This window comes from Paraburkholderia steynii, from assembly GCF_900100565.1.
Classification (GTDB): domain Bacteria; phylum Pseudomonadota; class Gammaproteobacteria; order Burkholderiales; family Burkholderiaceae; genus Paraburkholderia; species Paraburkholderia terrae.
On the sequence record NZ_FNDI01000002.1, the window covers coordinates 255,936 to 268,070 of the forward strand.

At 63.5% G+C, this 12,135-nt stretch carries 10 protein-coding genes; all 10 read right to left on the reverse strand.

Annotated features, from left to right (window positions below; all coding sequences use genetic code 11):
* Positions 1-16: 16 nt before the first annotated feature.
* The gene (locus tag BLT65_RS05100; protein WP_091775510.1) at positions 17-2,008 is read right to left on the reverse strand and encodes a type VI secretion system Vgr family protein; all 1,992 of its coding nucleotides are present in this window, start codon (positions 2,006-2,008) and stop codon (positions 17-19) included.
* 1 nt (position 2,009) lies between these two features.
* Entirely contained in the window at positions 2,010-2,399 is a 390-nt protein-coding gene (locus BLT65_RS05105; RefSeq protein WP_042306128.1) for a DUF4280 domain-containing protein, read from the reverse strand.
* Positions 2,400-2,442: 43 nt separating this feature from the next.
* Entirely contained in the window at positions 2,443-5,142 is a 2,700-nt protein-coding gene (gene tssH, locus BLT65_RS05110) for a type VI secretion system ATPase TssH (RefSeq protein WP_091775513.1), read from the reverse strand.
* A gap of 4 nt (positions 5,143-5,146) precedes the next feature.
* Positions 5,147-6,226 carry a type VI secretion system baseplate subunit TssG gene (gene tssG / locus BLT65_RS05115; protein ID WP_091775516.1) on the reverse strand — a complete coding sequence of 360 codons (1,080 nt, stop codon included), beginning with the start codon at positions 6,224-6,226 and terminating at the stop codon, positions 5,147-5,149.
* Positions 6,211-8,088, reverse strand: a complete 1,878-nt coding sequence (gene tssF, locus BLT65_RS05120) for a type VI secretion system baseplate subunit TssF (RefSeq protein ID WP_091775520.1) — start codon at positions 8,086-8,088, stop codon at positions 6,211-6,213. The genes tssG and tssF overlap by 16 nt, the downstream gene beginning before the upstream one ends.
* A gap of 4 nt (positions 8,089-8,092) precedes the next feature.
* Positions 8,093-8,605, reverse strand: a complete 513-nt coding sequence (tssE, locus tag BLT65_RS05125) for a type VI secretion system baseplate subunit TssE (RefSeq protein ID WP_007580069.1) — start codon at positions 8,603-8,605, stop codon at positions 8,093-8,095.
* Complete coding sequence (locus BLT65_RS05130) at positions 8,598-9,437, reverse strand: type VI secretion system accessory protein TagJ (protein ID WP_007580067.1); 840 nt, start codon at positions 9,435-9,437, stop codon at positions 8,598-8,600. Before BLT65_RS05130 ends, tssE begins: the two co-directional genes overlap by 8 nt.
* A 118-nt stretch (positions 9,438-9,555) precedes the next feature.
* On the reverse strand, positions 9,556-10,050 hold the full coding sequence (locus tag BLT65_RS05135) for an Hcp family type VI secretion system effector (RefSeq protein ID WP_007740151.1): 495 nt from the start codon (positions 10,048-10,050) through the stop codon (positions 9,556-9,558).
* Positions 10,051-10,095: 45 nt separating this feature from the next.
* Entirely contained in the window at positions 10,096-11,592 is a 1,497-nt protein-coding gene (gene tssC / locus BLT65_RS05140) for a type VI secretion system contractile sheath large subunit (RefSeq protein ID WP_007580064.1), read from the reverse strand.
* Between the two features lie 25 nt (positions 11,593-11,617).
* The gene (gene tssB / locus BLT65_RS05145) at positions 11,618-12,118 is read right to left on the reverse strand and encodes a type VI secretion system contractile sheath small subunit (RefSeq protein ID WP_007740143.1); all 501 of its coding nucleotides are present in this window, start codon (positions 12,116-12,118) and stop codon (positions 11,618-11,620) included.
* Between the last annotated feature and the right edge of the window lie 17 nt (positions 12,119-12,135).

Below are 12,135 nucleotides of genomic sequence, written 5' to 3' on the forward strand. Positions count from 1 at the left end.
ATGGCCAAGCATCGCGTCATGATTTGAGCTTCTTTGTGCCATCGTCGGCGTCCTTCGGCGCAGTCGGCGCGGTCGGCGACGAGCCGCTGCCGGAGCCGGCCGAACCGCCGGAATTCAACAGGATCGGCGTGCCCGATACCGCGACGCTCGCGGGCCCGACCACCACGAACGCGCCGCCTGCCTTCAGCGTAATACTTACGCCCGCTTCGATCACGACATTCATGCCGGCTTTGATATGCACATTCATGCCCGCATCGAGCGCGTAGTCCATGCCGACTTTTTCCTGCAGCTTCTGGCTGACGTTCAACGAATCGTTGCCGTCCACTTTTGCGTTCCGGTCGCCCGTCACGGCGTCGTGCCGCGCGCCCGTCACCGCGATGAATTCGTTGCCCGTGACCTTCAGATGCCGGTCGTTGCCGACATTCGCCAGCGTATCGTTCTTGATCCACGTTTCGTGGTCTTTCTCCGCATGAAAGAACAGTTGCTCGCTGCCCTTCGTGTCGTCGAAGCGCATTTCGTTGAACCCGCCGCCACCTTTCGTCGAATTGCTTTTCAGCGTCGAGAGCGCGGAGTTCGCCGGCAGGTCGTAGGGCGGCATCGTGTTCGCGTTGTACACGCAGCCGGTGACGAGCGGCCGGTCCGGATCGCCTTCGATGAAATCGACCAGCACCTCCTGGCCGATGCGCGGAATGAAGAACGTGCCCCAGCGCTTGCCCGCCCAACTGTGTGACACGCGCACCCAGCAGCGCTTCATCCGTTCGCTGGCATCGGACGGCGGCGCGAACTGCTCCCAGTGAAACTGCACCTTGATGCGGCCATACTTGTCAGTCAGGATCTCGTCGCCGTCGGGGCCGACCACCATCGCGGTCTGCGGGCCCGCGACGACGGGGCGCGGCGTGATGCGTTCGGCGCGGAACTGATTCTCCTTGCGCAGCGCGGTGAAGCTGCAATCGAAGAATGGCAGCGCCGCGTGATCGGTGTACGTCGAGACGTAGGTGTCCGTGTTGATTTCGTACTCGGCGCTGACCACCAGGTAGTCGTGATTCTGCGCATCGCACGCATGTTCCTGCAGCTTGAAGAGCCCACCTGGCCACACACCGCGGGCGCTGGTGCGCCCGCTGATGCTGTCGTTGCGCGCCTGGCGTATTTCCACGCCGACTTTCGCATAACGGTCGCCGTCGCTCGACTCGATGTGGCCGCTCAGATGCTCCTGCATCGTGTATACGGGCGGATCGTAGACTTTCGGCCTCGTTGCGCGCGACAGCAGGCCCTGCTGGTTGCTCGACGACGGTTTCTCGAAGTCGTACTCGTTGACTTCGTACTTGCCCGTCTGCAGTTCCGCGCCCGACGACCATTGATAGACGCACTCCTTCTCCTGCACGGGTTCGTACCATCCGTCGTACGAAATCGTCGCGTAATGATCGATCGACGCATGGACGTCGGCGGAATCGGTCATCACGAGCGTGTGCTTGCCGCCTTTGTGCTCGAAGTAGTAGTAGATGCCCTCGTGCTCCATCAGCCGGCTGACGAACGCGAAATCGGTCTCGCGATACTGCGCGCAATGCTCCAGCGACGGATAGGTCGCCGAGCATTTATTGCTCATGTCGACGTCATAGTCCTGCAACACCTTCGCGATGATGTCGGGCACCGTCATCTCGTGAAAGAAGCGGCAGTGCGATGCCCGCGTGAGCAGCCACAGCCGGGGCCGCACCATCGCTTCGTAGCGGGCCATCCGGTTGCGGGTCTTGTCGCCGGGGGCGAGGAGGCGAAATGACGTGACGATGCCGTTGATCTGCCGCTCGCCTTCGGATGGCAAGTCGATCGCCACCGAAATGTCCTGGCCGAGCAGGTCGCCCGGCTTCAGGTCGTTGCTCATGCTGAGCAGGTCCAGATGAAACTCGCTCAACCGGCCCAGCTCCTCATGGCCGGTCAGGCGCAGAAACAGCAGGTCGCTGCCGGCAGGCGCGCAACTGACGGTGACGTGTCGGTCGGTGGCTTGGCTGGTCATGTCACGGGATCATTGTCTTGACGGTGGCCGGATTGACGATCGTGACCACGCCGCCCCAGTTGCACATGCACTTCGATACGTTGTCGAGCGACGGCTGGTTGCCGAGCAGCACGGTCGGCGCGCCCGTCACCCATGGCGACATCGTTGCGGGCACGCACGGCATCGGTGTCAGCACGCCGAGCGCCGCGGCCGTCGCCGCGGCCACCGTCGGGTTGGCGGGTGAACTGCACACGCCGAACGGCATGATATTGACGAGCGGCACGTGGTCCATGATGTTGGCCGCGGGCGGCCCCTCGCCCATCACGCGATTCACCGGCAGGACGACGAGCGTCGACGGCGCTGCGCCGAACGAGCACTGCAGCGTCGCGCCCATGCTGACTTGTTGCGGCATACGAATACTCCGTCAAACGAAACGGGCCGATCCGGCCGCCTGCTCAATCGAACGTATAGACGAACTCGCCGTCGCGCGCGCCGATCTGCACCTTCGACACTGTCGCACCGTTCATCATCCGCTTGAGGAACTCGTTGCTGATATGCGGCAGCAGCGTGTTCGTCAGGATCGCGTCGATCATCCGGCCGCCGCTTTCCAGTTCCGTGCAGCGGCTCGCGATCAGCTTCACGACGTCGTCGTCATACGAAAACGGAATCTTGTGCGTCGCGCGCACGCGCTTTTCGATTCGCCCGAGTTGCAAACGGATGATCGCGCCAAGCATCTCATCGGACAATGGGTAGTAGGGAATCACGACCACCCGCCCAAGCAGCGCGGGCGGGAACACCTTCAGCAGCGGCTCGCGCAGCGCTTTCGCGATGCCCTCCGGCTCGGGCATCAGTTCGGGGTCCTTGCACAGGTTCGTGATCAGGTCGGTGCCGGCGTTGGTCGTGAGCAGGATCAGCGTGTTCTTGAAGTCGATCACGCGCCCTTCGCCGTCCTCCATCCAGCCCTTGTCGAACACCTGGAAGAATATCTCGTGTACATCAGGATGCGCCTTTTCCACTTCGTCGAGCAGCACGACGCTATAGGGCCGGCGCCGCACCGCCTCGGTCAGCACGCCGCCTTCGCCATAGCCGACGTAGCCCGGCGGCGCGCCCTTGAGCGACGACACCGTATGCGCTTCCTGATACTCGCTCATGTTGATCGTGATGACGTTCTGCTCGCCGCCGTACAGCACTTCGGCGAGCGCCAGCGCGGTTTCCGTCTTGCCGACACCGGACGTGCCGGCGAGCATGAACACACCGATCGGCTTGTTCGGATTGTCGAGGCCCGCGCGCGAAGTCTGGATGCGCCGCGCAATCATCTCGGTCGCGTGGCCCTGGCCGATGATCCGCTTGTTCAGGTTCTCGGCGAGCTTCAGCACGTTCTCGATCTCGTTGCGGACCATCCGGCCCACGGGAATCCCCGTCCAGTCCTGCACCACCGAGGCGACCGCCTGCTGGTCGACGGTTGGCAGGATCAGCGGATCGTCGCCCTGGTGTTCCGCGAGCTTCGCCTGCAACTCCCGCAGTTCGGTAAGGCGCGCTTCGCGTGCGGCGTCATCGGCGGGCGCGGTGGGGGCTGCTTCGGCTGCGCCTTCGACCTTGCCGGTTTCGTTGCGCAATTGCGCGCGCAGATCGAGGATGCGCGTCACCAGTTCCTTTTCCGCCTCCCAGCGCGCTTCGAGTTCGGTCAGACGCGCGCGTTCAGCCGTCACGCGCTCGGTCGCCACGGCAAGCCGTTCGCCCGTCTCGATGCCGACCGCTGTCTCACGTCCGATGATTTCCAGCTCCGTTTCGAGCGCGGCGATACGCTTTCTCGAGTCGTCGACGGAAGGCGGTGTCGCATGCTGGCTCACGGCGACACGCGCGCAAGCGGTGTCGAGCAGGCTCACCGCCTTGTCCGGCAACTGGCGCGCGGGGATGTAGCGGTGCGACAGGCGCACTGCCGCTTCGAGCGCCTCGTCCAGCACCTGCACCTTGTGATGCTTTTCCATCGTCGACGTGATGCCGCGCATCATCAGGATGGCCTTCGTCTCGTCCGGCTCCGGCACCTGCACGACCTGGAAACGGCGCGTGAGCGCCGGGTCTTTTTCGATGTGCTTCTTGTACTCGGCCCACGTTGTCGCCGCGACGGTGCGCAGCGTGCCGCGCGCGAGTGCCGGCTTCAGCAGGTTCGCCGCATCACCGGTGCCCGCCGCGCCGCCCGCGCCGACCAGCGTGTGCGCTTCGTCGATGAACAGGATGATCGGCTTTTCGGAAGCCTGCACTTCCTCGATCACCTGGCGCAGCCGGTTCTCGAACTCGCCCTTCATGCTCGCGCCCGCTTGCAACAGGCCGACGTCGAGCGTGCGCAACTGCACGTCGTGCAGCGTAGGCGGCACGTCGCCCGCGACGATGCGCTGCGCGAAGCCCTCGACCACGGCCGTCTTGCCGACGCCCGCTTCGCCCGTGAGGATCGGGTTGTTCTGACGGCGCCTCATCAGAATGTCGACCACCTGGCGAATCTCTTCGTCGCGACCGACGATCGGATCGAGCTTGCCGTTGCGCGCCTGCTCGGTCAGATCGGTGGTGAAGCGCCTGAGCGCTTCCTGCTTGCCCATTGCGGCGGGCGGCACTGCGCCGCCGGTGTCGCCGGCCTGGGCGGCACCCGCGGCCTGAGAACCGTCGCTCGCGGTCATCCCCGCTTCGGGCGAGCCGCCGAGCAGGCTGTCGAACTCTTCGACGAGGGGATCGAGCTTGACCCGCTCGAACTGGCGCGAGATGCCGTACAGCCCGTTACGCAGCGACGGCGTCTTCAGCAACCCGACCACCAGGTGACCGGTGCGCACCTGATACTCACCGAACAGCAGCGAGCCGAACACCCAGCCGCGCTCGACGGCTTCCTCGACCTGCGACGAAATATCCACCACCGACCCTGCCCCGCGCGGCAGCCGGTCCAGTGCGTCCGTCAGATCGCGCGCGAGCGCCGATGGCTCGATGCCGAAGTGCTTGACGATGCGATGCAGATCCGAGTCCTGCAACTGCAGAACCTGGTGGAACCAATGCACGAGCTCGATATACGGATTGCCGCGCAACTTGCAGAACACGTTTGCGCTTTCGATTGCGCGATAGGCCAGCTTGTTCAGCTTGCCGAACAACGCTGCACGTTTGATTTCGGCCATTTTGCTAGTCCTTCGGTGAGTGTTGGGATGCCGGCTCGCTCGCCCCTGCGTCGCTACGCGTGGGCTCGGCGGGCCGTCCGGACAACGAAGCGGGATGCAACCGCAACTGACGCTGGTCCTGCGCGGCGGGGCCGCTCAGCAGCCAGCTCGTGTAACCAAGCCGGGCGCGGCGACCCAGCGCGAGGCGTGGCACGTCCTCCTGCCTGAGCCACAGGTTGACGTCCCAATCGAGGCCGTCGCGCACGTAGTTGCGCACCCAGTCAGTGAGACGCCGCAGGCTGTCGCCGCCTGGCAGGAAGCGTTCGTAGTCGTTGAGCGTCAACGGCCCGATGACGATGCGGAACTTGTGCTGGCAATCCCACACGCGCGCGCCGAGCAACGTCGAGATGCCGAGCGACGCCGAGCCGTCCCGCGCGCCCAGGCGCGATAGCGTGTCGCGCGGCAGTTCCATCCAGTGGCCGACCCATTGCTCGATGCGTACGGGCAGGTTGAAGAAGCGCGCAAGGATCAGTTGCAAGCCCTCGGCGGGGCGAGTCGGACCGGACAGCAAGCCGGCGAAATGCAATTTCGCGAAGTCGGGCACCGCGTCGCGCTCGCGCAGCGCCGCTTCACCCAGGCCAAACGTGCTGCCCACATAAACGGAAAAGCGGTCGCGCTCCGGCCGGTCGAGACTCACGGTCGGCTGCGCATTGGCCCAGGCGCGATAGAACAGCGACACCATCCGGTGATGGAAGATATCGAGAAAGCGCGCAAAGGTGGGATCGTTCGCATTGCGCGCGCGGTCGCGCACGTACTCGGTCAGGTGTACGGGCATCGGGCCGTGCGGCCCCATGAGACCAAAAAAATTCACCGCCAGCCGCGCCGCGTGTCCGTCGTGAGACGGCCTCAATTCACCGAGCGTGGTCGGATGAAAGATCAGCTCGGGCTCCTGCGAAAAGCGCACCGCGTCGTCGCGCGGGCGCAGCGATTCGCCGATGCGCGGCTTGTCCCGGTAGGCGTTCTCGATGAGCCTCAGGGCCTGGAAGAAATCGAAGCGGTAGGCGTGCGCTTCGAGCTCGCGCAGCAGGGTCAGAGCGTCCGGCATTGTCCGACCCTCGCTGGCCATCGCATGATCTCGCCGCGCGACAGCGTTCTGACCACCGTCTCGGCGAATGAATTGATCGACACGTATTGCGCAAAGTAGTGCGATAGCACCGCGCCGAGCAAAAATGCGCCGGCGCCTTCGAAAGCCGCGTCGTCGAGCGTCAGCGTGATCGCGAGGCCGCGTCCGAACACGATCGGCCCGGCACAGGGCAGACGCCGCGTGACGGGATGCGATTCGATCGAATGCAAGCCTTCGATCATCCGCTGCGCCGCGGGATCGTCGACGGGGCAATAGAGGCTCAGCAGATCGCGCATGGCGCGGGCGCCCTCTTTCGCGTCGCTATCGACGAGCGATGCATAGTTCAGCGACAGGTGACTCAAGAGCCGCCACGCGACCGCGCCATGCGCAAACGACGGCAGCGGCCGGCTCGGGCCGCTCACGCAGCGCACGCTTTCGATGGGCGCCTCGACGTCGAGTGTGAAGTCACTCGCGCCAACGCCGATCGACAACGTAAGCGGCAGGTCGCGATTCGTGCAAAGCACCTGCAAACCAAGCTGGCGCAAGTCGCCGCGAAACGGCGCGTTAGCCGCGTCCACGAGCGCGATGAAGGTCTCGCTGCCGAGATAGCTGGTGCGTGGTCCGCGCTCGGCCTGACGCGACGAGCGCACGCGCTTGTCGCGCCGCACCTGGTAGTACGCGCCTGCGCCATAGCCAGCGCCGAGATCGCGCGCGTGATAGAACGGCTCGAACTTCTGCTCGGCGGCCGCGCCTGCGCCATAGCCCGTGACCTCCTCGATCCGGTAGATCTCGAAGTCCATCGGTCGGGTGCGGTCGGCCACCACGTGGTATTCGAACTGCTCGGCCGACAGCGCGATGCGATCGGTGCGGCGCGGAAACAGGTTGATCGCGGGCGTGCAGTAGAGCGCGAAATTCGATGCGTCGACCGCCTGCTCCAGCATCGGGTCACCGCGCTTCAACAGCACGATCACTTCGACTTCGTTGTCGCCGCAGCGGCGCAGCGCCTGCTGCAAGCCGTCGATCGAAACGAACATGAAACGCGCTGCGAACGCGAAATACTCCTGCAGCAGCCGGTAACCCTGAAACGATTGCTTGCTGATCGGCAGCAGCGCTTCATCTTCCGCGAAGCCCATCGGCGCGACAGCCGTAGCGGGTAATTGCATGTGCCAGGTCGCGGGCCGCGACACTGGCATCACGACCACACCCATCGCCGATCCGACGAGGCGCTCGTAGAGGCGGGTCGGCATCGAGTCGGTGCCGCGCAGGTATAGCGCCAGTTTGTCGAGCTTCAGCTGGTTGATCTTCAGACCACCCGTCGCGCGCAGGCGCAGCCGCAGGCCCGCTTTGACGCCTGCCGGCAACGCGATATCGGCGCCGCCCAGCGATCCCGAATGCGTGAAGAACTTCGCGTCGGCGATTTCGAGCGGCCACAGCGTCAGGTCGTGCGCGCTGCGATATTCGCAACGCGTCGAGCCGTTCTTGTCGAGCAGGCTGCGCAACGCGCTGCCGTGTGCAATCTTGACCCCTTCCGCGAGGCCCGAGTTGCTCAGATCGGGCCGGATCTGCACGACGGTCATCGACGGCGTCGGCGCCAGATAGTGCGGATAGACAAGCTCAGTGAGATGCTGGGTGAAACGTGGAAACTCCGCATCGATCTTCAGTTGCACGCGCGCGGCGAGAAAGCTGAAACCTTCGAGCAATCGCTCGACATACGGGTCCGCGCATTCGAGGCTTTCGAGCCCGAGCCGCCCGGCGATCTTCGGATATTCTTTGGCGAACTCGCCGCCCATTTCCCGCAGGTGCTGGAGTTCCGCGCTGTAGTATTTGATCAGTTCCGGGTTCATGTGTTCAGCGCGCGCCGCTTTGGTCGATCACTCTGATTTCTCCGGCCTCCAGATCCAGTTCAGTCCTGAAATAGAGTCGCTCCGGGTATGGCTGTGCCCACAGGTCTCCCTCGATCAGAAACGACACGGTGTTGTGCTGGGCCGTGGTCTCTTCGACCTGGATCGCCGTCACGCGCACCGTCTCGCGCAAGATGCGCGGCTCGAACGCCCAGATCGCATCGCGCACGTGTTTTTCCAGCTTCGCCGGATCGACACCCGAGGCGGTTTTGCCGGCGATATCGGGAAAGCCGTAGTTCAACACCGACGTGCTCACATACGGATAGCCCGACACATCCTGCACCGACGAAAGGCCGTTCGCGTTGAGCAGCCACGCGAGATCGCGCTGCACGCTCTGACGCAGTGCGCGTATCGACAGTACCCGGCGTTCGCGCGCCTCCTGCTTGACCTCGGGCTCGTGGTCGGTCAGCCGGTCGAGCAGCGACGGTTGCAGCCGGTCACGCGAGCTCAGCTCAGCCATGATCCGGCGCGGCGCCAGCGCCGCCCTCGCTGCCTGACGGAGCCTCGACCGCGAGTTCGATCGTGCGGATGTCGAGCAACGCGTAGTCGTTCGCGTCGGTTGTCAGCATGCGTTGCCCAACCGGGCGCGCGTCTGCCGCATCGCTGCCAATCCATTCGGTCAGGTGCGCGAGCCACAGCGCATGTTTCTTTTCGGCCAGTGTGCCGGCGTAGCGCGTCGGAATCAGTCCGACCGCCTGGCCATCGTTGGCCCAGGTGAACACCGCCGGCGTCCAGACCCGGTCGCGCAGGTCGACGGGCGCTTCGATCTCGATGCGCTTGATGCGGAAAAACGGCACCCAGTAGTAACGGCCGTTGAGCACCGTTTCGAGCGTCGGCCCGAGCCGTGTGTCGGCATCGGCGATCCACTCGAACGGTTCGCCGTTCACGCTCCCCGAGGTGGCGGGCGCATCGCCGAGCGCCTGCTCGCGTGCGGCCACGGCCGCTGCGTGGTCGCCTGCGGCATCGAGCCGCAATGCTTCGACCAGCAGCGCAAGCCAGCTGGTCGGCTCGCCGAAAATCAATGGCGCACGCGCACCGTTGAAGACTGCTTCGCGCAGCGCTTCACATTGCAGCGCCTCGCGATACATTTGAACCATGGGCAATGCCGCGGCGTCGAGGTCGCCGGCCACATTGAGTTGTGTCAACGCGCGGTCCCATGCGCCGAGCACTGCGAGCAGCTGGAACAGGAACACGCGGTGGGCCGCCTTCGACGGATCGTTGCGAACCTGCATTTGCAACAGGCGCAGGCATTCGTCCAGATTGCCCTCGCGCAAGCTTTCTTCTGCCGTCATGTCAGTCGCTCCGTCAGGCCGGGTCAAGGCTGCCGAACCACACTGCGATGCCATCGCCTGTGCCATGACATCGCAGTGCCGCCGCGCCACACGCCCCGGGCACGGCGGTACGCTGCCGCTAGCCGTTAGTTGGATCGTTCTTCACGATGTTCCACTTCATCTCGACGACCCCGCCTTCCTTCGCGCCCTTCGCGTTTTGCGGCTGATATTCGACATGGAACTGTTCGAAGTTCAGCGTCACGTTCTCGGTGAAGCGGTCCTCACCACCCGAGCCGCCCGTCGAATACGAGCTGATCAGGCACGCGGTCAGCGTGACCTTGTAGTACTCGAGCGGATTGTCGCCCCCCGCCTTGCGCACGGTGAGAATGACCGAGTCTATGTGCGAGCCCTTTGCGCAGGCCAGCATGATCGTCGGTGTCGACTTGTCGACGTACTTGGTGAACGATATGTCCTGCACGTTCACCTTGCCGGCACCGCCGCCCGTTCCCAGGTGCATCGTGCCGCTCTGGCTCAGCCCCCAACTCCACGCGAGCACATCGATCTCATCCTTATGAGACTTGTCCTGAGACTCACCTTTGATGTCGCCCAGCTTAATGAACATATCGACGGCCATGTTCTTCTCCAATCAAATCGGTTCACCACTGATAATGGAATTCCGTCATGCCGCCTTGGCGGACGGAAGCTTCGAGACCAGCCGCAACGACACGGTCAGGCCTTCCAACTGATAATGCGGACGCAGGAAAAACTTCGAAGTGTAGTAACCCGGGTTGCCTTCGACTTCTTCGATCACGACTTCAGCGGCGGCAAGCGGCCGGCGCGCTTTTGACTCTTCGGTGGAATGGGCTGGATCGCCGTCGACATATTGCAGAATCCAGTTCTGCAGCCAGCGCTGCATGTCGTCTTTTTCCTTGAAGCTGCCGATCTTGTCGCGCACGATGCACTTCAGGTAATGCGCGAAGCGGCTGCATGCAAACAGATACGGCAGTCGCGCAGCCAGATTCGCGTTCGCGGTCGCGTCGGCATCTTCGTACTCGGCCGGCTTGTGCAATGACTGCGCACCGATAAACGCCGCAAAATCCGAGTTCTTCTTGTGTACGAGCGGCATGAAGCCGTTCTTCGCCAACTCCGCTTCGCGCCGGTCGCTGATCGCGATTTCAGTCGGGCACTTCATGTCGACGCCGCCGTCGTCGGTCGGGAACGAATGCACGGGCAAACCTTCCACTGCCCCGCCCGACTCGATGCCGCGAATCCGCGAGCACCAGCCGTACATCTTGAACGAGCGGTTGATGTTGGTCGCCATCGCATAGGCTGCGTTGGCCCACGTGTACTTGCCGCTGTCCGCGCCCGCGGTATCTTCCTCGAAGTCGAATTCTTCGACCGGGTTGGTCTTCGCGCCGTACGGCGCACGCGCGAGAAAGCGCGGCATCGCAAGGCCGATATAGCGTGAGTCTTCCGATTCGCGCAGCGAGCGCCACGCCGCATGCTCGGGTGTCTGGAAGATCTTCGTCAGGTCGCGCGGGTTCGCCAGCTCCTGCCACGAATCCATCAACATCACCGACGGGTCCGCGGCCGCGATGAACGGCGCATGGGCGGCAGCGGATATCTTCGCCATCTGCGTCAACAGGTCGACATCCGGGCCGCTATTGTCGAAGTAGTAGTCGGCGACCAGCGATCCATAGGGCTCGCCGCCGAACTGGCCATATTCTTCTTCATAGAGCTTCTTGAAGAACGGGCTCTGGTCCCAGGCGGTGCCTTTGTATTTCTTGAGCGTCTTGTGCAGTTCGCCCTTCGAAATGTTCATCACGCGAATCTTTAGCGTTTCGTCCGTCTCGGTGTTGTTCACCAGGTAATGTAGACCGCGCCACGCGCTCTCTACTTTCTGGAACTCCTCTGAGTGGATGATCAGGTTGATCTGCTCACTGAGTTTCTTGTCGATCTGGGCGATCAGGCTCTCGATGGTCACCAGCACGTCGTTGGAAATCACGGCGGTATCGCGCAGTGCCTGTTCCGCTAGCGTGCGCACTGCCGTCTCGACGGCTTCCTTTGCCTTATCGCTTTTCGGCTTGAATTCCTTTTGCAGCAGATTCGCGAAGTCGCTCATCTCGAGCGTGCCCTCGGTCTGCTGGGCTTGTCCTTCGGGGGTGGGTTCGGCCATGGTCAGACTCCACTGTTAGTCGCGCTTATTCCTGTGGCTTCGGCGCGGATGCGAGCGATTGCAGCAAAGCCGGGTCGTTCAGCACCTTCGCAATCAATTCCTCGGCGCCCGTCTTGCCGTCCATGTAAGTCAAGAGGTTCTGCAACTGGCCGCGTGCCTCCAGCAGCTTCGACAGCGCGTCGACCTTGCGTGCGACTGCGGCAGGCGAGAAGTCGTCCATGCTCTCGAAGGTCATGTCGACGGCCATATTGCCTTCACCCGTCAACATGTTCGGCACCTGGACTGCGACGCGCGGCTTCATCGACTTCAAGCGCTCATCGAAGTTGTCGACGTCGATTTCCAGAAACTTGCGGTCCGCAACTGGCGCGAGCGGGTCCGCCGGCTGTCCGGAGAGATCGGCCATCACGCCCATCACGAAGGGCAGATTCACCTTCTTCTCCGAGCCGTAAACCTCGACGTCATACTCGATCTGCACGCGCGGCGCGCGATTGCGTGCAATGAATTTCTGACTGCTTTCCTTGGCCACGACAGTTCCCCTGGTTG

Coding starts and splice junctions, on each gene's coding strand:
- BLT65_RS05100 (WP_091775510.1), bottom strand. CDS start 2,008: ATGACCAGCCAAGCCACCGACCGACACGTCACCGTCAGTTGCGCGCCT.
- BLT65_RS05105 (WP_042306128.1), bottom strand. CDS start 2,399: ATGCCGCAACAAGTCAGCATGGGCGCGACGCTGCAGTGCTCGTTCGGC.
- tssH (WP_091775513.1), bottom strand. CDS start 5,142: ATGGCCGAAATCAAACGTGCAGCGTTGTTCGGCAAGCTGAACAAGCTG.
- tssG (WP_091775516.1), bottom strand. CDS start 6,226: ATGCCGGACGCTCTGACCCTGCTGCGCGAGCTCGAAGCGCACGCCTAC.
- tssF (WP_091775520.1), bottom strand. CDS start 8,088: ATGAACCCGGAACTGATCAAATACTACAGCGCGGAACTCCAGCACCTG.
- tssE (WP_007580069.1), bottom strand. CDS start 8,605: ATGGCTGAGCTGAGCTCGCGTGACCGGCTGCAACCGTCGCTGCTCGAC.
- BLT65_RS05130 (WP_007580067.1), bottom strand. CDS start 9,437: ATGACGGCAGAAGAAAGCTTGCGCGAGGGCAATCTGGACGAATGCCTG.
- BLT65_RS05135 (WP_007740151.1), bottom strand. CDS start 10,050: ATGGCCGTCGATATGTTCATTAAGCTGGGCGACATCAAAGGTGAGTCT.
- tssC (WP_007580064.1), bottom strand. CDS start 11,592: ATGGCCGAACCCACCCCCGAAGGACAAGCCCAGCAGACCGAGGGCACG.